Raw genomic sequence first — 24307 nt, forward strand, 5'->3', positions numbered from 1 at the left:
TACTTATCCCCCCACCTTTACCTCTGTTTTAATCAATAGGTCTCGGTGCCTATCGAATCCGCTAGCCACAACCTTAAATTCCGGCTTTTGAACTTCGACCACAAGCTTGTTGCCATTCTGTGTAAGGACTTTAGCGGCCTTCTCAGGAGTGATTTCTACACCAATAGTGCTGGAAAAATCGAAATCGATTGGAGTGTAATCTTTGAATGAACGGGCATTCCCGCCGACCGAAAGGTAGGCCGTTTCTATTTCGATCGTTAGCGGCAGCGTTATGTCTTCGCCAGCCATCACATCACTAAGTCCCGCTACTGGCACTATTGAGAAGCCTGTCCTCGCTTGTTCGCGATCGATCCTTACCAATTCGGTAGCACGCTCCCGTTTCGTAATTTCGGGCTTTTTGGTCTTCTTGCCTTTTTGCTTCTTCGCTTCGCTCGCATCGTTTTGCGATGGTTTTTTGATCGAGAAGATATCAGCGGCGAAGCCTTCGATCTTGTCCTTCTCCTCATCCTCTCCGACAAGAATTCTATAAAGCTCTCGGGCAGCGTCCATTGCGAAACGAAGAGGCCAGTCAGATTTGAACTTCTTATGATCTTTCAACGTACCGATAAGCCATTTGGTATGTGCCGGACCCTCGGCCAACCCCAGATAGTCTGACATTTCCTTGTCTTCGACGATTATAAAGCAACATCCGAAGCGGCCCGATATGTTGTCCTTTTGCTCCGAAAGAATGATGCCATTACGTAGAAATTGACTAATTCCATTTGGAGCCTTTTCAGAGGCCGCCTGGAGAAACACCTCGAAGATTCCTGTAGTTGCATCACCTTTGATCGGTACAAGATCGACACCGAATTGGACCCCGACCATATGTCCTTTCTCGTACTGATCTTTAATGCGCTGGAGGTTGTCTTCACTGAAGCAGGAAGCTTTCAAATTGGCGCGTTTGCTTTTTTCATCATCACCTTCGACAGCGGGCTGCATGCCAATAAAGTAGTTCGGATGGCGATCTTCTTTCATCTGCATCACCTGCCTAGCTTTATTGACCAGCAGATTGGTCTTCTCGAGCTTTTTCTTGTCCTTTATTTTTGAAATCGCGCCATTGAGACTTTCGGCGTCGATATTTGTGGCCTGACCCGAGATCTCATCAGTAATGGAAACATTGAGTCGACCCCTCAAAATGGGCCAATAGTAGTCATCCAGCAGGGCCTCTAGAATTGAATCATGACCAACGTTATCGTGCACGGCCGGTATGAGAACAGACAGTCCGTACCCTGCACGATCCAAACTAAACGTCTTGGCAAATGATGCTATAGTGTCGCCATCCTCTACGGGCATGAATGAGCTACCATCTGAAGCCGTTTTCCCAAACCGCCCATAGCCCAGGTAGCTGCAATCATCCAATTGATGGAAGGGCAGGTTAGAGAATCCAATAAGGAACTCCCGATCATCGTCAGAACGCTTGGTAACTGCCCAAATAGTCGACATGCCCGAGATACGAGTCAGCGTGGTTTTGCCGACACCATGGTTTCCGAGCGTACCGCTCCCTTTACCGGTAATTCCTTCATTCCACCAGAACCCGACAAAGTTGCTCCCAGAAAGGGCCTTGTTCTTATCGGTTGAACCGGTCAGGCCCCTAGTCCCATAATCTTCAACTGACAGACAGCGAATGGTCTTTCCTTCGAAATCCTCCGCATATCTGCCGAGATCATCGCACTTGGTGTGATCGTTCAAACTAAGGCCTTCATCTTCAGTTGAGATGAACCGTTGGAAGTCTGCCCACTGACGGTCAAAAAGTTTGAAATAAACAACTACGGGCGGACCAGACTTGTCCAACGCGGCGTCAAGAGAGTTCTGGATTGCTTCTCTGACAACAGATGTCGCCGCGTTTTGCCCGCTAAAGAACTGGTCAAGTTTAGATTTTCTGTTGCTGTCAAATGGACCTGATTTTGGAAATACCCACATCGAGTAAAATCTCCTTATAGCTTAAATTCACTGCGCGATTGCGAGCCTATTTCAGTGTATCGCTTCTTCGAGCCATCCACGGCTTCCTGCAGAGCGCGGAATATCTTCTTCACATCTTCGTCGGTGTACTCATATGCGCTTTTGTTACAAAGATTTCCGATTAATTGGATATCCTTGATAGCTTTATTGACTCTGTTTTCAGCCAGCCGAACAAATTTGTCCCTTTTATCAGACATATCAACTCTCCTTTGTGCTCAATATGTTCACATATGAACATTATTACAAACATTTTTTATATATTATTGTCTGTAGCGCTTTGGTTGGTGCGTGTTCTCTGCACAAAAGACACCTGCCTAGAGCATTACTAATTTGGATATAGGGGGCTAACCTGCTTCCCGTAGCCATGCGCACCATGCTGACTGGAGTGCATGCGGGAGTGCCGATATTAGGCATTCGAGTTGGAGACTAATTGTCCAATTCGGTTCGAATGTTTCTAGTGTCAGCTCTCGGTGCTAATTCGGAGGGAGTATTCGGCGCTCGCCAATAGTGAAGCGCGGTCTTGAGCATTGACCTGAGCCCCACGCGTCCCGCGCTTATTTCGAGAGTCTGCCCCTTTCTTGAACCGATCCCAAAATTGCCCTCATTCTGGGCTGGAGTTTTTGGGGGCAGAGCAGTTCTAATGAGCAAGGCCCAGGGCATCCAATTCCACTTGGAATCGGCGTCGCCTAAAAGTTGACGAATCTCTTGGCCAATCATACGGTCATCAAACTGGCGTAGTAGCCGAGGCGGCGGGGGCAAAGTACCGAACGCCCAGTGCGTTGATGGCGTACGAGCTCTTTGTTAGACAGGCAAAGGGCGCGTGCGACGGAAAGACAAAAATCTTTCTGGACTCCCTGACTCTAAGCCCCCGTCCGCCGATCTTGCGGGGAGCCATGCAGAACGCGATCAAAGTCGAGATCAAGCGGCTCGCAAAACGCGCCTTTGAGAAGGAGGCAAACGCGGCGGAGCTTGAGAAACACTATCAGGCACAATTTGCCAAACGTACCGGTCTTGCAGCCGGTCCCTCTTCCCGTCAAACCTCGCCCCCTTTCTCAAGGCATTTCGATCCAAAATACTGCGCGCGGCACGCCAACTTTTTGGCGAAGACAATTTGGCACAAGGTTCTGACAAAAGCCTACGAGCCGGCCCCAGCAATATGTTATGCGATCCCAAAACCAGATGGCTCGCACCGCGAAGTCATGGCTTTCTCGATTCCGGATGCGGCCCTGGCAAATATTGTATTGCGCCGAAGCCGGGACCGGAACATTAAGCGTCTTTCGCCAGCCTCCTATGCTTACCATCCGGACAAGAATGTGTTCGATGCAATACTGGCGCTCAGGGAATTCGATGATCGCGGCAAGCTCTTCGCCGTTCAGATCGATTTTGAGAAATACTTCGACAATATCCCATCAAGATATCTGAAGCGGAAGCTGGAGGATTCGGGGCAAATCAGCCTGACACCGCACGAGAAGCACATATTCGATCGCTTCATGCACCATCAGTACGCATACTACCAAGACTACGCATCGGGCAGCTTCAAGCACCGCCACAAAGGCACGCCGCAAGGGTCTTCCGTTTCGCTCTTGCTGGCGAACCTCGCAAACCACGATCTTGATGTCGACCTAACTGCTGCGGCTGGCAGATTTGTCCGTTTTGCCGACGATGTCGTCGCACTCAGCTCCGACTATGCGCAGGCGCAACTCATCGAGAAGTGTTTTCTGGATCATTGCCGGGTAAGCGGCCTGAAGGTCAACGCGACCAAATCACCTGGAATTGCGATTGTTTCATCAAGGCAGCAAGAACTCAGAACCATTCCATATTTCGACTATCTCGGCTACCGATTTTCGCCCTCGGGTTTGACTGCACCGGACAAGACAATTCGAAAGCTGAAAGCGCGCGTATCGCGTTTGGCGAACTTGTATCTCATTCATTACCTGCACGCAGGGTTCAACAATTCAAGGTGTAGCGGCACCAACCCACAATATGATTGGGACCTGCTCGGTCTGATCTACGAGCTTCGCCGGTCCATTTACGGTGGGCTTTCAGAAGCTGAAATATCCGGCTTTATTGAACGTGGGACCCGCCTTCCGCGCATGAAAGGTCTTATGGGATTTTACTGTTTGCTCGACGATCCTGCGCCGCTCAAGGAGCTTGACGGCTGGATGCTGAGCATCGTGCGCCGTGCAATGCGAACCCGGTACCACATTCTTGCCAGCAAATACGGAGCGTCCTGCCCGAAGCCTACCAACAAATCACTCGCAACCGGTACCTGGCTCGACCCGGCAGCATGGCAGGGACCGCAGCTGCCTGAATCGCGTATGCCAAGCCTCGTTCGCGGGTGGCGGGCTGCGCGCAAGCACTTCTACACGTTTGGTCTCGAAAACGTCGAAGCCCCGAAGTACGGCTTTTATTCGGACTTCGAAAACCTGTTCGGATATTAGACAGCTGGCAGCCGGGGACTAAGCAATCTTATCAGCCGGATATCGTCGCTCCAGGCTGCAGATTCATGCTTCGATCTCTGAAGTGACTTTATCACCGTCTGGCGGTTAACGAATATCTTCGAACGCAAGCGGGCTGCTGGGTGGACATAGCAACTTCGGTCGCGGCCAAGATTGAGGAGGCGAGGCCGAAGACTGCGTGAGCGCGGCAATGCAGCCTCGTCGAACGGCACAGAATTATTTAGGGTTGAAGGTCTACTTGAGGGCAAACATCAGAACCCACCATGCATTTTGACGTCGCCACGATTTTTCATCCGGTCGGTCATGGTCTTTTCTCGTCCGCCACTTTACGCGTGTACGGTCAAGATCCCGCGATGGACTATGCATGGGTCTATGATTGTGGAAACCACTGGGCGCAACCGCTTGTCACGCGTGAGGTCGACAGATTTGCGAGCGCCGTCTCCTCGCTCGATATGTTCGTCATCTCGCATTTTGACGCGGACCATATCAGCGGCGTTTCCCGGTTGCTCGGTAAAACGTCAATACGCCGCATCATGCTTCCCTATATGGATCTCGCGCAGCGACTTATTCTGGCGTTTGATCAGGGAGTGACAGGCACCGAGGGGATTGCAGGGTTCTACCTCAATCCCACCGCTTATCTTGCTCAGCAGGCCAACGATCCGGATATCGAGTTCCTGTTTGTACCTCCCTCTTCGCCGGATGCGCCTCCGGTTACGCCGGGGGAAGATTTGACTCCACCACAAGATGGCTCTTTGCCTTTTGGAGATGTGGCCCCGGACATACGACCAACATTCGGCAGCTTGAAAGAAATCATCGAATATTCAGATGGGATTCCAGAAGCGTTCGGTCCCGACATTTATGCGATGAGACGTAGCGAGATTGGCACAACAGGACGCTATCCGAAGATCGCTCTGCTGGAGCGGGAAGGAAGAATTGCTATCGAACATCTCTGGGAGTTTGTTCCTTACAACGATCCCCTTCCCAAGCCGAGAAATCTCCAGCGTTTTTCCAGCGAAGTCGCGCGATCCCGCAATGATCTGATGAAGGCGGCCTCTGACACAAAACGCGAGGAATGCATTCAAGCGCTGAAGAAGCTATACGATCATCATCTGACGGGCAGCCGCACTTCAGAAAAGCGCAATCGCGGCAGCCTGTTCCTGTTTGAAGGACCTCTCCGTCGAACTAAAGTGCGCGCTTGCGGATTTCGTTGGCCCGCAGCCTTCCCTGATTACCCCAGCCCCGTCACTGGGATTATTGGGCACGGATTTAACCCACCCATGCGAGGCGCCTCGTCGGAAGCTTTCTGATGACCGGCGATGGCGTTCTGAAGATGAGTTCGGAGCTGGACAATCTGAAAAAGTATTTCGGATCGGCGCGCATGGCGGACATCCTGGCGCTTCAGGTCATGCATCACGGCTCAAAATACAATTGGCACAGAGGCATCGCAAAACACCTCTCGCCGGCCTTCAGCATCTTTTCCGCCGATCCAAGCCGGCTGAGGCCGGGCCATCCTAGCCCGGTTGTCCTGGCGGATTTCAATCCGTTCAATCCCAAGACTGCCGACCTGCACGAGGGAATATTGATCTACGCCCGGTACCCGCCGTCGAGCACGTTCAAAATGACCGTTGAAGGCACGTAGGCAATTTTCTCCAGCGCTCACGCTTCCACTGAAGTATAGGTAGAAGCAAGCGTATCAAAGAACTGGGCCAGCTCCGTAGACAGTGTAGACCCTGCTCCGTTCGACGGCAGGTGAGAAATTTCTGCCCGCGCCATCGCAATCGTTCGCCATAGACCAGGGTCCTGGTGAGACGAATGAAGCCGCTCGCTGATCGCGGCGGTAAACCTGCCCGCTTCCTCCTGACTGAAAAGTTCTGGCGCAGCTTCGAAGATGAGCCTCTGCGCGATCTGACGAAAACGGGCATCTTCGAAAGTTCGGACAAGGTCCAGACGGCCCGGCCAATCTAGGCGATGGAAGTCATTCATTCGGGCCGCATCTGCCGAGCTCGCAAATCCCTCATGAACTTTCTGCTCAAGATGCTCGCCAGGTGGATAGACAGGCGCCGTTCCTTCCTCGATGCCAACAAGGCGGCCCCTAAGCTCACTGTCAGTGCTTAGCAGGCGAGCCTGCGCTGACTCATGGGACGTCGGTGCCCGTCCCCAATGGGTTTGTGCCTCTTCCAGCGAGAAGACGACAGGGGCTTTGTTCAAGGGAATACGGCGCAAGGGATTGGGAGATGCTTTAAGTGCTTTTTCCAGACCATCATCATCCAGTTTGCTGAGCCCGCTCCAGTCAGTATCGAGTCTGGCCATAAGGGCCGCAGACGTCTGGGACCCGAGACGGTCGGTGCGCATCCCCCACCAGAGCGAGGGCGCGCCGAAATACTCAGCGATAAGAACCGGCTCCTCAGCGCTACATCTTCGGGACGTCTCCGCCTTGGGCGCCGCAGCAACCATCGTCTGCCACAAGGCCGGTGCGCTATCCGCGATACGGCGTGCGATGTGGACAGTTGCTTCGACATCAGCGAGCGCATCATGCGCCTGCTCATGGGAATAGCCATTCAAAGGCGCAAGCTGGTCCAACTTGAAACCCGTCTTTCTCCTGGCTGTTGTCGGATAGGTCAGTATCCCGGGCGCAAGGTGAGACGCCGCCCGCACAAGCGGAAGAACGTCCATACGGGCATTGCCATTCGTAACGGTGAGATAGGGCGGATGGAGTGTCTGCCAGAAGGCGCGTTGCAAGAGCGGTTCATCGAACTGGATCGTGTTGTAGCCGAGAAAAATGGCTGGCGACCAGGCTTCGAGTTTCTCGCGGACAGCTGTCATCATCTCATAATGGCTGCCGGTCATCTGATCTGTGAGCTGGGCCGGCGAGATCCCGGTGACGAATAGAGCCATGGGTGCCGGAACCACCCAGGGCCGGCATCGGCAACGGATTTCGAAACGCTCCACCTCATTCAACTGGTCATCGGTCAGGATGGCAGCGAATTGAAGAATTTGGTCGAAATCGAGGTTCGTTCCCGTCGTCTCGGTGTCATAGAATACAAACATCCGGGCTCCTTCACCTTCCACAAGACATTGCGGTCCGCATCTCCAATCTACGGTTTTGTGACCGCGAATCCTCGTCTAGGTGTAGACAGCATTGTTGATGTGTAAAAGCGGATGGGTATGCCATTGAACAAATGAAGTTTTTTGTTGCCAATTGGCGCACAATTCCAACCCGCCACGCGCTCACCCGCTAGATGCAGCCAACACGAGTCAAACATCCTTCTATGACCTTTGAACTTCGCCCCGGCCCTTCTCCGAACAGGCGCCCCGTTGCCGGGGGACGTATCAAAGTGCGGGGGTCAGTCTGGAAAGTTCAGAACGTCGAACCGGATGGCGCTGCAAACTTCCTGCACTGCATCGGCCTCAGCGGCATTACCCGCGGCAAATCATCAATCTTCATAGACAGACTGGAGCCTGACCTAGAGCTGCTCGACCCGGCCAATCTGACCCTTATCCCCGACACGTCCAGCAATTTCAGGCAGACCAAGCTCTACCTTGAAGCCGCCTTCAGGAGTGCGCCTCCTGCGACCGATACGCCGCTCGTTCTTGGACAGGCCGCGATTGATGATCTTGCCTTCCAGCATGCGCCTGTGGAACGTGCGCTAAGCCAGTCGCGGGTGCGGCTCTTGATCGCCGACGATGTCGGCCTAGGCAAAACGCTTGAAGCCGGCCTTGTGACCTCAGAACTCATCCTACGCCATCGTGCTGACCGCATTCTGGTCGTGACGACCCGCGCGATGCTGACCCAGTTTCAGCGGGAATTCTGGACCAGGTTCTCGATCCCGCTTGCACGCCTCGATGGGGCCGCCATCAAGCGCATGCGCAATGCGATCCCGTCCAACTACAATGTTTTCGACCAATTCGACCGGGCCATCGTGTCAATCGATACGCTCAAAAAGGATCTGCAATACCGCGTCGCGCTGGAAAACTCGCGCTGGGATCTGATCATCATTGACGAGGCTCACAATGTCGCTGCGCGTAAGTCCGCCGCTGGCTCTAAAAGCCAGCGGGCGCGCCTCGCCGAATTGTTGGCCCGCCAGACAGACGCGCTCCTGCTTCTGACGGCAACACCCCATGACGGCTCAGCAGAATCCTTTGCGAGCCTGATCGAGATGCTCGATCCGACACGGGTGCCCGATCCTGCTTCTTTGCGACGCGAGGATATTGAAGATCTGGTGATCCGGCGTTTCCGCTCGTCGCCGGAAGTCATGTCAGCCATTCGGGCACATGTGCCCGAAAGGGTGATCAATCCGCGCCACTTCCCACTCACGCCCCAGGAAGACGCGGCCTATGATCTGGTGGCGCGACTGGAACTCGACCTGGATGCAGACGTCAACAAGCCAGGACGCGCCATCGATCTCTTCCGCACGACCCTCGCCAAGGCTCTATTCTCGAGCCCGGCCGCCTGCCTTGAAACAGTCGACGGCAGGCTTCGCAGAATGAAGGCGGGTACGGCCAAAGGATCAAATAAGGACCGCCAATCCCTTGAAGATCTAGCTTCGGCCTTGTCCGTCATCGAACCGGGTTCGTTCAGCAAGTATCAGAACCTTCTGGCACTCCTCAAAGAGATCAGGTGGACAGGCCGCGATCCAGGCGACCGGCTTGTCATCTTTTCGGAGCGGATTGCGACGCTGAACTGGCTACAGGCGCAGCTCAGCAAGGATCTCGGGCTTGCGGAGGGCGCCATTGGCAAGGTTGATGGATCTTCTGTGGAGGCGGACGAGCGCACCCAAAAAATCCTCGAAGACTTCGGCCAACGCGGATCGCACCTTCGGATATTGCTGGCCTCAGACATGGCCTCAGAAGGTCTTAATCTCCACTTCCAATCCCACAGACTGATCCACTTTGACCTGCCCTGGTCCTTGCTGCGCTTCCAGCAAAGAAACGGCCGCATCGATCGTTACGGCCAGCTTTGCAAACCGGAATTCTACTACTTCATCGGCGAAAGCAGCCACGAACGCGTTCGCGATATGTGGGTTCTCGAAAAACTGGTCGCCAAGGACGAAGCCGCGCAAGATGGCATCGGCGATCCTGCCGTATTTCTCGGTGCAGGCGATATTGACGGCGAAGAAGCGATTGTTGCGGAAGCGGTTGCACGTGGGGCGGGCGCTGAAGCATTCGATGCAGAGATGGATCAGCGGGCCAAATCAACCGCGGTTGAGCACGCTGACAATTCCTGGGACCTTCTGTTCAGTGAGTATGAAACGAGCTCCCCTCCACCGGCAACCGCAGTGCCCCCCCCTCGCCTTTATCCAACGACTTTCAGCTTTGCCACCGACATGCTGCAGACTCTCCTCCCAGAGGGCACGGGCGATCTTGCAATCGATGGTCGGGAACGGATTATCCGGCTAACGCTCCCTGATGAACTGAAGGCGATCGATAGTTTTGGCTACACGGATCGCGGGACAGTCGATGACCGCTACATGCCACCGGAAGCGGTCGGCCCGGGAGACCGGATTGAGCTGACCGATCAGGCCGGCACAGTGACGGCCGCCATCAACCAATCCCGCGCCGAAGACCGCGCCTGGCCGCGCCTTCAATACCTCTGGGATGCCCACCCGCTGGTGAATTGGCTGGGAGACCGGGCCGAAGCCCTCTTTGCGCATGGCACGGCGCCACTTTGTGACGTTCAGCAGGGACTGGGCGAAGGCGACATCGCCATCCTGGTGCATGGCGCCATTGTCGATGGATTAGGGCATCCGGCGATCGATCGCTGGGCCGTTGTTGTGTTCGAAGGCGAAAAAGTCTCAAGGATCGAAGAGGATGTCAGCGCCTTTCTGACCGGCATCGGGTTTTCAGGCGATACGCCCAATCCGGCTCAGCCTGCCCCGTTGGCTTCCTCACATCTCCTCGAAATTGCTGTCGACCGTTTTCAGTCTGAACTCGTCAAGGCGCGGCAGGCAAAGCAGGCCGAGCTGGACGAAGTGGCCAAAGACATCCGCGCACGGCTCGCAGAATTCAAGACAAGGTTCGATTCCCAGCTCTCGCTGAAGTTCGGCGACACGGCCGACGCCAGTGAGCAATCAGGATCCGACCGGTTACGAATGAGCCGCAGGGCCAAGCAGCAGAAGAAAATCGAGACCATGTTCCAGGATTGGGAAAAATGGATCACCGTGAGCTGCAAGCTCGCAGACGAGCCCAATCCTCATGTCGATATCAAGGCCGTGTTCCGGAGGACTTCACATGGCGCTTGATCTCTTCGGCATCGATAATGAAAACGACTTCTATCCGACCGCGTTTCTGTCCTCGGCGCTTGAGGGAGAGATATCGGATGCCATCGCTCGCTGGGCATCAGGCGACGAGGCCAGGACTCCCGACAAGCGCCTGGAGTCTATTGCCGAGGACTATCTGCGCCTGCTCAGCCGGATCCGGCAGTCCGGAACACGAGACATCGCGCTTGAAACAGCCAAGGCCGCATACTCCCTTATCGTTCCGGCGCTCGGCTATCCCTATGGGCGAAGTTTTGCTGAGCTTGAGGAAGGAACGCAGATCCCGCTGCTCGCGCGCGTCGCCGATGCCGATGGACGCGATCGTCTCTGGATTATTGAAGCCCCCCTACCTGGCAAAGAGGATGAAGCTTCCGACCCGATCTCCCTGCCCTTCTCCAGGGAGCAGTTTCCGGAAAGCCTCCTTGACGCCGCAGACACATCGACGCCCATCGAAGATCTGATCTCCAACGGCATATTCGATCGGGACGACCCACCACGATTTGTCATCGTAGCATCGCCCACACAGCTCGTTCTCATTGACCGGAACAAATGGACGGCGCGTTCAGTCCTCCGCTTTGACCTTTCAGAAATCTTCTCGCGGGCAGACGCGCCGACCCTTCAGGCAATGGCCTGCTTTATCGCCTGTGAGGCACGTGTTCCAAAGACAGGGATCGCGCTGGCCGAGCGTCTGGAAGAAGAGGCTCAGCGCCACGCCAATGCGGTGACGGCATCGCTCAAGAAGACAGTGCGCGAAGCGATCGAAATTCTGGGCAATGAAGTCCTCGCTGTTTGCGAGAACAAATACCCGAAAGGTCATCCGAGGGCAGGCGTCTGGATCGAAAGCGAGGAGCTTTCCATCGAATGCCTGCGCTACATGTACCGCCTGCTGTTCCTTTTCTACGCCGAGGCCAATCCCCGGCTCGGCATCATGCCCATGAAGGATCCGGCCTATCTCTCAGGCTACAGCCTTGAGGCGCTTCGCGGCCTTGAATCTGTCCGCTTGCGCACACTGGAGGACCAGACCGGCACGTTCATCTGGGACAGTCTGCAACGCCTGCTCGGGCTGATGTTTGAAGGCCTCGAGCCGAAGTCGATTGGCGCTTCAAGATCCTTCTCCTTGCCGCGCGTCCGGGTCTCGCTGCTCGATCCAAAGAGTACGCCGATCTTGTCGCGTGTACGCCTGCGCAATGCAGCGCTTCAGCGCATCATTCGGCTTCTCTCACTGAAACAGGATAAGGCCGGGACAGGACGCATCTCCTATGCCCAACTTGGCATCGGCCAATTGGGCGCGGTTTATGAAACGCTGATTTCGTTCACCGGCTTCGTTGCGAAGAGCGATCTCATTGAGCTGATCCCCAAGAAAGGCAAGGACAACCACGCCGACGACGAAAATGATACCAGCGACGACAGTGACGTGATCGAGGACGAGGAAGAAGAAGAGGCATATTCAGCTGTCGATAAAATCGATCCGCTTGCGCCGAGCTATTTCGTCGAGCGAAGCCGTGCCGACGAATTTACCCCGGAACAGATTGTCTATGACGGGACTGAGCCGCGCATCTACAAACGTGGCAGCTTCATCTACAGATTGGCCGGGCGGGACCGGCAGAAGTCCGCCTCTTACTATACACCGGAACCTCTGGCGCGACTGCTGGTCAAACACGCATTGATGGAACTCTGCAAAGACCTTCCGGCCGACGGCATCCTTGAACTGAAAATACTTGAACCGGCGATGGGGTCTGCTGCCTTCCTGGTGGAAGCAACCAATCAGCTGGCAGATCTCTATCTCGAACGTAAGCAAGAAGAGACAGGCAAGCGTATTCCGCAAGAGGATTATTTTGCCGAACGCCAGAAAGTGCGGGCCTATATCGCCGACCGCAATTGTTTCGGCGTGGACCTTAACCCGATTGCGGTGGAACTGGGTCAGATCTCGCTCTGGCTCAACAGCCTGCACAAGGGTGATTTCTCGCCCTGGTTTGGCGACCAGCTGCATGCGGGCAATTCGCTGATCGGGGCGCGGCGGGCGATCTATTCAAAGCACCTTTTGAGCGGAAAGAAGGCCAAGGATTTGTGGCTGGGCGCCAAGCCGCAGGAAATCGGCTGGCGGGGTGAGCTGCCCGACGGCCATGTCTGGCAGTTCCTGTTGCCGGCGGAGAAGATGGCCAATTTCGACGGCGAAAGATCCATTCGGGAATTCGCCGGTGAGGCGCAGGATGCCATCAAGGCCTGGCGCAAGGGCGGGTTCTTCGCGCCATTCGAGGCGCATGAGGTCAAGCTACTGGTCCAGCTCTCGGAAGCCGCCGATGCGCTATTCGACGCGGTAGCCGATGACCTCGAGAAGATGCGCGCGTCATCCAACGACGCCATCACGCTCTGGCCAGACAAACCCATGGCGGGTGTCAAAGGACTTGATTACCAATCTAAACTGGAACGCCTGCGCGTGCTGCAGGGCGAGGAACATGTCGCCAATTCCCTGCCCTACCAGCGGCTCAAGACAGCGATGGACGCCTGGTGCGCACTCTGGCTGTGGCCGCTGGATCAGGTGGGCAAGCTTCCGTCGCGCATGGAATGGTTGCGGGATCTGTCGCTCATCCTGTTGGGCGGTATGACAAGCGATGGGGAGATAACCCTGCCGGAGGGCGTAGAATTGCCCGAGGCGCCCCAGGACCTGGTCGAGATGATTGAGACGCGACAGGCGGCAGCCGAGGTGATCGCCGCCGACATGCCGTCCAAGACGATCAACGCCGCGCTGTTCCAGGCAACGGACATCGACACGCTGATCCGTAACTCGCCCTGGCTGCAGGTTGCGCGCGAAACAGCCCGGCGCGAGCGCTTTGTACACTACGATCTCATCTTCGCCGATATTCAGCGCGCGCGCGGCGGATTTGATCTGATTGTGGGGAACCCGCCCTGGGCCAAGCCGTCGTGGAATGAAGGATTGGTGCTTGCGGATATCGATCCCAAGCACATGAACCTCTCGGCGTCAGACGCGAAGAAGATTCTCGCTGAAGCATTGGCGCAAGCCAAAGGTGAGGTGCGCTTCCTTGAGGAATTCGTTTCAACGCGCGGCGCCATGGCGGTGACGAGTTCGGAGATGATGCACCCATTTGCTGGCGGCGGATCGAACAATCTTTATCGCTGTTTCGCGGACCTGGCGTTTAGGCTGACGGCACCAAAGGGCTATGCGGCGATGATCCATCAGGATGGGCATCTGGGTGATCCGAAGTCAGGCGAGTTCCGTCGGCACTGGTATGCGCGGATCGCGAAACATTTCGATCACAGCAACAAGATCACCTCAAAGAACTTTGCAGAGGTCGTCGATCATGTGCGCTTCAGCCTGAACATCTATCGTGGCACGCCAGCCAATATTTCGTTCGATCAGATAACGATGGCATTCTTGGCATCGCAGGTGGAAGAATCATACCAGCACGATGGCTCCGGCTCGATCCCGACGATCAAGGGGCCCGACGGCTATTGGGACACGCGCGGCCATCGCGAACGCCTAATGCGGATCGACCGCGATGCGCTGTCAGTCATTCATGCGCTTTCGGAGGAGGAGGGCACGCCGGTCGAAGAAGCCCGCTTCATTCAGCCTTTCTCGGCGCGAATGCTCGACGTGTTCCGCCAGATGGCGCGCTTTCCAAAGCTTGATGCTGCCATCGCGCCGGTCGAAACGACGGGTGGAGAACACGTCGCAGGCTGGCAGATGAACCGCCTGTGGGATGAAACCAACGCTCAGAAAGACGGCACCATAAAACGGAAGACCGCCTTCCGATCGGCCTCAGAGATGGTCCTGCAAGGGCCGCTCTTCCACGTCGACAATCCACTCTACAAGACGCCACGTGCGGTCTCGCGGACGAATGCCGACTATGATGTGATCGACCTTGTCGCCGCACCTGACGACTACCTTCCGCGCACCAATTACGGCCCGGCGGTAGAACCCGCCGAATACCGACGCCGCATGACCCGCTGCCGCTGGGATCCAACAAAGACACATGCCGACTTCTACCGTGTTGCATTTCGAGCGATGATCAACTTGAATAGTGAACGAAGCTTGATCGGTGCCACAATTCCGGTTGGCGCTGCTCATGTGAACAGCATAGAAAGCGTGGCGTTCAGAGACGAAACGGACCTCGTTAATGCCACCGCACTTTGGTGCAGTTTGCCGATCGATTTCTTGATTAAGGCAAGCGCCAAACAAAACCTGCATGACAAAGACGCGCAGGGAATCCCTTGGGCCGAACTGAACGACACTTCCAAGCACCGCGGCCTCCGCCTCGCCTCCCTCACAACGGCGTATGCCGACCTCTGGAACCGCAACGGGCCCAATCTGAAGCCCTTGCCCTGGTCGTCCGACGATCCGCGACTTGCGCTGGAGGGGCCGGTCGAGGGACCTCGAGCATGGGACCGCACCGCGGCCTTGCGCACCGAGTTCGCCCGTCGCTTGGCTTTAGTTGAAATCGACGTGCTTGTGGCTCAGGCATTTGGCCTCAAGCTCGATCAGTTGATTGAGATCTATCGGATCTACTTTCCCGTGCTGCAGGAGAATGAGGCCGGCACTTGGTATGATCAGAATGGGCGGATTGTGTGGACCTGTTCCAAGGGACTGCCGGGGATTGGCTGGCTGGAGCCAAATCGAACTGGGGAGATGAAGAGTCCAGGACGAGCGGCTTGGGAGACTAAGCTCACAGAATTGAATGCTCTTCCGGCTGACAAGCAGGTGCTCACCTGCACGGTCGTGGATGATACGCAGCCAGGCGGCCCGCGTGAGGTTGAGCGGAGGTTTGTCGGGCCCTTCACGAAGTGTGACCGGGTTGAAGACTATAAGCGTGCCTGGGCCTTCTTTGAGGCCCACAAGGATAAGGATGGGATGGCATGAACCCGATCCTGCTCGGCAAACAGGTTAAAGATGGGCTGAGGGATCTGGTCCGCTCAAGCTTTGAAACGACGACTGCTGCCTTTTCAGGTATGATTGAGCGGTTTCTTGGGACGGATGGAAATTTCCTGAAAGGTCCCTGGCTATCGGTTGATCTGCCGTTCCGGCCTGCAGACTCCGAGATTGAACTCTTTCCGGAAGTGCCGCTGGGGTTTCGTCCGCACAAGCACCAGGAACTTGCCTTCAACAGGTTGCGCGCGCCGAACGCCCGATCCACGCTTGTTGCGACGGGTACGGGGTCAGGTAAGACCGAGTGTTATCTCTGGCCGATCCTGGATGCGTGCCGCGCTCAGATGGCTGAGCCCGGGATCAAGGCGATCATCATCTATCCAATGAATGCGCTTGCCACCGATCAGGCGCGGCGCATTGCCAAGGCCATTCACCGCATACCTGCTCTCAAAGGCGTGCGATGCGGCATCTATGCGGATTCCGAGCCGACGCCCGCCAGCGATGCGATGAGTGATGCTGACGTCATCACCAGCCGCGAAGAAATGCGGCGAAACCCGCCAGATATTCTGCTCACGAACTATAAGATGCTGGACTATCTGCTCTTGAGGGGACGTGACAAGCGGCTCTGGGCGAAGAATGGTCCGGAGACGCTTCGCTATCTCGTTGTCGACGAATTGCATACATTTGATGGGGCGCAAGGCGCCGATCTTGCGCTTCTTATCCGGCGGTTGAAGGCGCGTCTGGGGACGCCGCAGAACCATCTCGCCTGCGTCGGGTCTTCCGCTACGCTCGGAAGCGGTGAGGATGCGGTTGATAGATTGATTTCTTATGCAAGCGACCTTTTTGGCGAAGCGTTTGAGCGGGACGGCGTCATCCAGGAAGACCGGCTTCTGACCCATGAATATCTGGAAAGCATTGACTATACTGATCTCCCCGCGCCTGGAGAAATTGTTGAGGCTGTACGAGCAGGGTTGGGTCAGTCGCAGGCCGGTATCGCGCTCAATCTGGCACGGCTCTTCTTTGACGATTTCGACCCGAACAGCACCTACTACGACGAGAGCCTGCCAGCAGATGCCTCGTCGGAGGCGTGGCGCATCGCGCTCGGGACGCGTTTGCGGGCGCATGTGGCCTTTCACCGGGTCCTCGAGGCGATACAGACCAGTGGTCGAGCCGCACTCCTTGAGGGAGCCGTGGGTGCGCTGGCAGGCGCGCGGCTCTTTCGCGACGGCTGGACAAGGCCTGAACTCGCGGCGCTTGTGGAAGCCGTTGTCATCCTGACCTCATGGGCGCGCCGGGAACTTGGTGGCCGGGCACAGCCCCTCCTGAATGTCCGAGCACAAATCTGGGCGCGTGAACTCGGCCGTATGGTCGCTCTGTTACCCCGGCCCGGCGAGAGCGAAGACCTCGTGCCTGCCAGCCTGCATCACTCGGCCGACATGGAGACCGAAGATCTTGAGCGCGCCCTGCCGGTAATTCATTGCCGGCATTGCGGCACGAGCGGCCAGCTTTGCCGGATCAATGAGAGCAGCCAGAATCTCGGCGCCGACCTCGATACGCTCTATGCAGAATTCTTCGAAGGCGGTGACCGGCTGCGTGTCGTCTATTTTGAGGCCGTCAGGGCAAAGCTGAAGGGCAAAACGCATGGCGGGGTTGTGAAGGTCAGCGTTCATCCGGACAGTCTTGATTACAAGTGGGAGGAAGCCTCCCAGATGGCAGCTGGCTGGACGTCTGCTTGGCTCTACGATCCTACAAACGAAAAGGGCTTCATCGACAGAACCTGCCCGGCCTGCGGGACTGAACACAGCCTGCAAATCCTCGGCCTCAGATCGGCCCGGCTGACAGCCGCGCTTTCGACCACCTTGTTCAACTCCGATCATCATGAAGAGCTGGACACGGAAAAGCCCCGGGTTCTGATCTTTTCCGATTCCGTCCAGGACGCAGCTCAGCGCGCGGCCGTGACCGAAATCAGAAACGTCCAGACGGTCGTTCGAAAAGCGCTCTATCGTTCAGCATCCTCGCATGATGAGGATGGACTCGCTTTGAGTGTCCTGTGGAGCGATGAGATTGACCGCATGCGTACCGAACTTGGCGAGGCAGGTTTCATTGCCCGATTTGTAGCGCGCGATCAAAGCTGGCGCCAACCTTATCAGGACCTCGCTCTGAAGGACGAAGTGCCAACGGACACGATGTTCGGCGACGATGTCGCCTTGCGGCTCGGCTGGGAATTTTTCTCCGACCTCACTTACCGCTCGCGCACATCTCAGACCCTCGAAACCGCGAGGCTCTGCGTCGCAGATGTGCCAGCCGGGCGGCTTGCTGATGCCGCTGAGGAATTCCAGGCAGCCCTGCAGGCCCATCTTGGCAATGGCTACGCCATCGATCTTGATGAGGCGAATTCATTCCTGACGGGACTCGCCATCCATATGCGCCGGTCCGGTGCGGTCTGGCACCCTTATGTCAAGCGCGCAGCCGAACAAGGTTCGCCCGCACGGGGGCTCAATTTTTATGCGGCCGCGCGCACGCTGGGTCTTGGCAATCGCGGTGTCCTGCCTTTCCCCAATCCGAGGCGCTCAGCCGCTCCAAGGCTGCCGACGCTTCGGTCTCGCGCGGAAGGCTTTCAGTTTGTCGGACGCGATCACGGGACCAATTGGTACCGGGCCTGGATCAACCGCTTCTTTGGCAAGGCGGACGGCGGGTTCGGGACCAATCATACCGACATCTTTCGTCTCGCATTCGACGTGCTTGCCCGCCAGGACGTAACCGAAGAGGTTATGACCTCCGGCAATGAAGTAATTGGTGTCTGGGGGCTGCGGCCCGAAGCGGTTCGTCTAACGCAAAAAGCCGTCGATCTCACCTGCGACCAGTGTGGTCGCCGCGAATGCGTCACCGGCGTGGAGCCCCTCGCTTGCCTGCGCATAGGTTGCGAGGGGTCACTTCGGCCAACTGGGGAGACCCCGGCCTCGTCAGACTCGTCCGCCTATCTCAGAGGCGTGATGGAAACCTCACGCAATCATCGCATCGTCGCTCGCGAACATACCGGCATTCTCGAAACGGATGACCGGCGGCAGCTGGAGCGGCTTTTTATTGAAGGCGAGGCCCCCTGGCACCCCAATCTGATCTCTGCGACCCCGACGCTTGAAATGGGCATCGATATCGGGGACCTCTCCACCCTCATTCTTGCTTCCATGCCGCCGGAAGAAGCCAATTATGTTCAGCGGATCGGGCGCACCGGACGGCGGGACGGCAACTCGCTCAATCTGACGCTGATCGCTGCACGGCCCCACGATCTTCAATTTTGGGAAGATCCAGGCTCGATGCTGGCCGGTCAGGTGACGCCGCCGGGCGTGCATTTGCAAGCCGCTGCAGTTCTGAGGCGGCAGGCCGCCGCCTTTGCCCTCGACCGATTTGTGGCCGATAGCGAGACAGAGATCGACTATGGAAAGGTCAATACAGCAATATCCGCACTGGCCAGGAACATACCTGGAGGTTTCCCGTGCAACTGGTTCACTCATTTGAGGGGCAATGGTGCGGAGATTGCCGAGGCCTTCCTCGCAATTCTGCCCGAAGCTGTGCGCGACAGCGAAGCGCTTGTGACCCAATTGCGAGACTATTTGGTCGGCGATGGGGAAACCTCTCTCCGCTACCGCGTCCGGGCGGTATTTGACGAGGCCGCCGAAGAACGCGCCGAATTACTCGAGCTTCAAAAGCAGCTCGACAATGCGCGCCGCCGGCTGAAGGACCAGTCGCCTCCGCCAATGGATCTCGACGAGCAACTGAAGAAGTTGAGTGAGCGGCGGACAGAAATATCGCGGACGATTCGAGAGACGATCAACCAGGTTCAGGTTCTGCAATTTCTGACCGATCGTGGCCTCCTGCCGAACTACGCCTTCCCGGAAGAAGGCGTGAAGCTCAAGTCAATCATCGTCAAATCGCGTGAAGTCAGCGATACGCGTGCAGACGGGGATGCGGATCTCATCATCCGCGAATATCAGCGCCCAGCCTCCTCGGCCTTGAGTGAATTTGCGCCTGACCAGACCTTCTATGCAGAAGGACGCGAAGTCACGATCGACCGGATAGACCTTCGCTCAAAAGACCTTTCTGTCTGGCGCTTTTGTCCAAATTGCACGCATGGCGAGCTTGATGCGACAGGCGGCAGTCGAGCCACATGTCCGCGATGTGACACTCCGATGTGGTCAGATTCTGGCGCTCAGGCGGAAGCCGTGGATTTGCGGTCCGTCGTTGCAACAAGCAGCGAACAGAAAGCAGCAATACGAGATATCGATGAGCGGACCCAGCGCCAATATGACCGCCAGGTCTTCCCCAATTATAGCAACGAGGCCATCGAGGTCGCCTATGCCATCAAAGGCGGCAAAGCTCAGGCGCCATTCGGATTTGAATTTATCCCTCAATGCGACTTCCGGGATGTCAATTTCGGCCTGAAGACCGGTGTGCGCCAAGGAGCAATGATCGCCGGCCAACAACGCCAGTCGCGTCCGTTCCGGATATGCCGCAAATGCGGCATGCTGCAGAAAGACATTTTCGACAAAGACCGCGATCAGAAACCTGGTAGCCACCAATCCAAATGCTCTGCGGACGGCATGGCCGAACCGCGATCAGTCTGGGAAGCGCCCGTCTATCTCATGCGCCGGTTCACGACCGAGGCCTTGCGCCTGATTGTGCCTGTCGCCGGCCGGGCAGATGATGACGACATCAAGAGCTTTGTTGCGGCGATCGAGCTTGGCCTGAAGAAGTATTTCTCCGGCCGGGTGGACCATATCCGGAGCGTTGTAGTCGAAGAGCGTCTCCGCAGCGGCGCGAGCGTGCGAAACCTATATCTTTATGACGCCATTCCAGGTGGGTCGGGATATCTGCGTCAACTCGCGAGCAATCCACAAAGCTTGCTGCGTGTGTTCCGCCTCGCAGCCTCGACCTTGCGCGACTGCCCCTGCGCGAATGAAGACCACAAGAATGGCTGCTTTCGTTGCGTCAAACCCTATCGCTCGCAATTTGGCCCGGGCGAGCCGAAGCGCGACCTGGCATTGCAGCTCGTCGAGGCGGTTCTCGCCGACTGGGATGCCCTGACCGAGGTTGAACAGGCGATCAACGAAGAACTCGGTGCGGACCTCATTGAAAGCGAACTGGAAGCACGCTTCCTGGATGGACTGAAGAAAGCCTTCGGCGCGCGCAACCTGAAGGATATCATTCTCGGCAACGGGCAACGCGGCCTTCAGCTTCGCATCGAAGTGCAGGGCGAGGAAATTTACTGGCAGATCGAACCACAGGTTCAGATCAATGAGCGCTTCCCTGGTCTGCCGGAGCGAAGGGTTGATTTTGTCCTGACCGCTCAGGGTGAGCGTGCTGGCAAACCCATGGTCATCGAACTTGATGGCTGGGAGTTTCACGCAAAGAGCCTGGAAGATGATGTCGAAAATCGGATCCGCATGATCCGAAGCCGGCAGGTGGAAGTATGGACACTCACCTGGGACGATTTCGAAGAGGTGCCCGGACCTGCTGCGAATCCCTTCAGGCAAGGCGGTCTCGATACTGGCCGGGAAACAGTTCTTGCCGGGCTGCTAACGGATCCGCGCTACAATGCCCTTCACAGCCTGGCCGGAGGTGTTGATACTTTGCGGTCCGGAAGGTCTATGGAAGCGCTCATCGCTCGCTTGAAAGATGATACCTGGGAACCTGCTAAGGCAGCCCTTCTCTTTGGCAGGGTTGCGCTCGGCCGGAAGGGAGAGGCGCTTGCAGATCTGCCGGCCGATCTCATCAATGAAGATGCCCGTCTCTTCCTTGAGGAGGGTGCACTGTTCGGAACGCTGAGTGACCGCGGACTGACGGCCTTTTTTGGGCTCGCAGACGTCTCTCCGCTCGATACGGTCGATCAGGGCAATGCTGCCCGCCTTGTCCTTCATGCGGCCATGTCGCCGCTATATGAAACCCGGCTGGATGACAAAGACGCACGCGCCCTCTGGAGAGGGCTCTGGCGCAGCATCAATCTATTACAGGAACTTCCCGGCCTCCATGTCAGCCTGCCAGGGCTAGAGACACTGGACGCCCGGTCGGCAGAGGCCAGCTTCTCCGCCAGCGCGCCTGTATCTGACATTGAATGGCAGGATATCCGCTCACTGGTCGGGCCAGAGCTTGCCGACCTGGTGACGTCAATCCAGCTTGCCGGCCTGCCGCCACCTGATCTTGTCGGCCAGGACATGATGCAGGGCGACCAGGTTGTCGGAACCATAGAGCTCGGTTGGGAAGCTCGCAGGATTGCAATCGCACTCGCACCGATCGACCTGGAAGGCTGGGACATTGCCGTTGCTGTACCTGTCGATGCCCCAGACTATTCTGCATTCCTTCGCCAAATCCTCCGTTCTGTTTCTGGAGACGCCGCATGACCGAGACCCAATACCGCGTTTCCTTTGACGTTGCCTGCATGAAGGCCCTGCGAAAGCTTCCCTCAAAAGTCATGGAGCGATTTCATGACATGGTGCTGAAGCTCATGGTCGATCCCTCGCGCAGCGGCCTCAACATTGAGTCCATTCAAGGTGCGCAGGATCCGGCCATGCGTTCTTTCCGCATCGATCAGGGCTACCGCGCCATCGGCTATTTGCAAGGCGGCGACTTACTGCTTTTGCATGTCGATGAACATGACAAGGCCTATCGATGGGCGACCAATCGGACTGTGCAGTTTAACACCAAACTGAACCGGATCCAGATCCTCGAAAGCGCAACGGCCAGTGAAGCGGCTCCTGCCGGCAATGCGGCCGCGCCCCCAGAACGCACGCGCAAGGGACCGGGACTGTTTGATCCCTATACAGATCTGGAATTGACGGGACTCGGCATCGCCGAGAAGCAGATCGACAGGATCCGGACCTATGAGACCGAAGCAGATCTGGAAGCTGATCGCACCTTTCTGGATGCAACAAGCTACGACGTCCTTTTCTCGTTAGCCGCAGGCTTTTCACTTCAGGAAATCCCAGACCTCATCCTGGCCAATGATCGTCTACCTACCGCCAAATTGGAGTTCGCAGAAGCGTTACGGACGGATGAGAGCCGCCAGGATATTTTTGTCCCTGATGACGAAGAAGACCTTCGTCGCTTCCTCAATGGTGACCTCGAGGGCTGGCAGGTTTTTCTGCACCCGGAGCAGAGGCGGATTGCCTATCATCGAGCCTATAAAGGCCCCGCCCTCGTCCGCGGCGGTGCCGGCACAGGCAAGACCGTCGTTGCCATGCATCGGGCCAAACATCTGGCTGATGCGATCGCCAAGGATGCGGGTCGCAAAGGTGACAAAGTCCTGTTCACCACTTTCACGTCGACCCTTGCCCAAGACGTCAAGGCCAACCTTGCCACCTTGTGTCCGGAACACCTGGCAGGCCCAGATCCGGTCATTGAAGTGATCAATCTCGACCGCTGGGTTGGTGACTTTCTGAAGCGCCGCGGATTTGAACGAAACATTGTCTATTTCGGCGAAGACCGCGACCGGCTTGACGATATCTGGACAGAAGTCCTTGCCGACGCCATCCTACCGGAAGGTTTGTCGGATGAATTCATCAAGGATGAATGGGCCCAAATCATTCAGGCTAAGGGGATCGGAACCGAGCGCGATTATTTCATGGTCCAGCGAACCGGCCGAGGTACGCCGCTTGATCGTCGAAAGCGGCGCGCCTTGTGGACGGTTTTTGAAGCCTACCGTGCAAAGATGGTGAGCGAGGGACTGGCTGAACCAGATGACGCCTATCGCGAAGCCATCGCCATATTGGAAAAAGACCGAACCCGGCTTCCCTACTCTTCAGTCGTTGTCGACGAAACACAGGATATGGGAGAACCAGCCCTTCGTCTCATCCGGGCCATTGTTCCGAAATCCGGTGAAGGAGATCGCGACAGTCTCTTTCTTGTGGGAGATGCACACCAGCGAATCTATTCCCGGAAAGCTTCTCTTTTGGGGTGTGGGATAGAGGTCAGAGGGAGCGCCAGTCGGCTTCGCCTCAATTACAGAACCACCGAACTGATCCGCCGCTACGCTGTTGCTGTCCTCGAAGGTGTTGCCGTCGATGATCTGGACGATGATTTCGACACGCTGTCCGGCTATCGTAGCCTGAGGCGCGGTGCCGATCCCATTCGGATTGGCTATGCGACGCCTTCCAAAGAGATCGCCGCGCTGATCGATTGGCTGAAAGAAGTGCCGCCAGACGGCAACACGCCCGTTTCGACAGCCGTTCTGGTCCGTACAAACCGGCAACTGAGCGAGATCGAAGCGGCGCTTGGCGCTGCCGGGCTTGAAGTATTTGTCTTGCGCAACAACCGGCCGGACGATCGAATTACACCGGGAGTCCGCCTGGCAACCATGCACCGGGCTAAAGGCCTTGAATTTGATCGCGTGGCATTGGCGCTCCTTTCGAGCGAAATGGTTCCGCCGCGCCAAGCCCTGTCGCATGCGGTCGATGAAGCTGGCAGGCGCGAAGTCATTGAACGGGAAAAGTCGTTGATCCATGTTGCGGGCACGCGTGCCAGAAGTGAGTTGAGGGTGAGTTGGCACGGGATCCGTCCAGATCTAATTCTGGGATAGAGGCACGCATGCGGGAACCGGCATTTAAAGACTGGTTCGACGCCCGTAGTGCGTCGGTCGCTCGAGCATGTGGAGAGCTCCGCTCCCGACGCACTCGCGATATCTCAAACCATGAACAATGAAAGGGTCAGACTCTCGAAATAAA

At 56.6% G+C, this 24307-nt stretch carries 10 protein-coding genes; 7 read left to right on the plus strand and 3 right to left on the minus strand.

Features of this window, described 5'->3' with window-relative positions; genetic code table 11:
- Positions 1–3: 3 nt before the first annotated feature.
- Together HAD_RS13085 and HAD_RS13090 are read right to left on the minus strand one after the other, a co-directional pair.
- On the minus strand, positions 4–1959 hold the full coding sequence (locus tag HAD_RS13085; protein WP_035572451.1) for a hypothetical protein: 1956 nt from the start codon (positions 1957–1959) through the stop codon (positions 4–6).
- A gap of 14 nt (positions 1960–1973) precedes the next feature.
- A complete protein-coding gene (locus HAD_RS13090; protein WP_035572453.1) occupies positions 1974–2195 on the minus strand; it encodes a hypothetical protein in 222 nt (73 codons plus the stop codon).
- 696 nt (positions 2196–2891) lie between these two features.
- Between HAD_RS13090 and HAD_RS13095 the strand changes: the two genes are divergently transcribed.
- The 3 genes from HAD_RS13095 (at position 2892) to HAD_RS13105 (ending at position 6096) form a co-directional block, all read left to right on the plus strand.
- On the plus strand, positions 2892–4439 hold the full coding sequence (locus HAD_RS13095; protein ID WP_035572454.1) for a reverse transcriptase domain-containing protein: 1548 nt from the start codon (positions 2892–2894) through the stop codon (positions 4437–4439).
- 281 nt (positions 4440–4720) lie between these two features.
- Positions 4721–5764 (plus strand): ComEC/Rec2 family competence protein, encoded by a 1044-nt coding sequence (locus HAD_RS13100; RefSeq protein ID WP_156942279.1) that lies wholly within the window; start codon positions 4721–4723, stop codon positions 5762–5764.
- Positions 5764–6096, plus strand: coding sequence for a hypothetical protein (locus HAD_RS13105; RefSeq protein ID WP_035572456.1), 333 nt, complete (start codon positions 5764–5766; stop codon positions 6094–6096). The genes HAD_RS13100 and HAD_RS13105 overlap by 1 nt, the downstream gene beginning before the upstream one ends.
- Positions 6097–6113: 17 nt before the next feature.
- On the opposite strand, the gene HAD_RS13110 is transcribed toward HAD_RS13105, so the two are convergent.
- Positions 6114–7505 (minus strand): exonuclease domain-containing protein, encoded by a 1392-nt coding sequence (locus HAD_RS13110; RefSeq protein WP_051596293.1) that lies wholly within the window; start codon positions 7503–7505, stop codon positions 6114–6116.
- Between the two features lie 287 nt (positions 7506–7792).
- Here HAD_RS13110 and HAD_RS13115 point away from each other — a divergent pair, with 287 nt between their 5' ends.
- From HAD_RS13115 to HAD_RS13130, 4 genes are read left to right on the plus strand one after another with little or no spacing between them, the layout of a single operon-like run.
- Positions 7793–10696 carry a DEAD/DEAH box helicase gene (locus tag HAD_RS13115; RefSeq protein ID WP_051596294.1) on the plus strand — a complete coding sequence of 968 codons (2904 nt, stop codon included), beginning with the start codon at positions 7793–7795 and terminating at the stop codon, positions 10694–10696.
- A complete protein-coding gene (locus tag HAD_RS13120; protein WP_035572459.1) occupies positions 10686–15587 on the plus strand; it encodes an Eco57I restriction-modification methylase domain-containing protein in 4902 nt (1633 codons plus the stop codon). The genes HAD_RS13115 and HAD_RS13120 overlap by 11 nt, the downstream gene beginning before the upstream one ends.
- Positions 15584–21988, plus strand: coding sequence for a DEAD/DEAH box helicase (locus HAD_RS13125; protein ID WP_035572461.1), 6405 nt, complete (start codon positions 15584–15586; stop codon positions 21986–21988). Before HAD_RS13120 ends, HAD_RS13125 begins: the two co-directional genes overlap by 4 nt.
- On the plus strand, positions 21985–24162 hold the full coding sequence (locus tag HAD_RS13130; protein WP_035572462.1) for a 3'-5' exonuclease: 2178 nt from the start codon (positions 21985–21987) through the stop codon (positions 24160–24162). The genes HAD_RS13125 and HAD_RS13130 overlap by 4 nt, the downstream gene beginning before the upstream one ends.
- The last annotated feature ends 145 nt before the right edge of the window (positions 24163–24307 follow it).

Source organism: Hyphomonas adhaerens MHS-3, from assembly GCF_000685235.1.
GTDB classification, from domain to species: Bacteria; Pseudomonadota; Alphaproteobacteria; order Caulobacterales; family Hyphomonadaceae; genus Hyphomonas; species Hyphomonas adhaerens.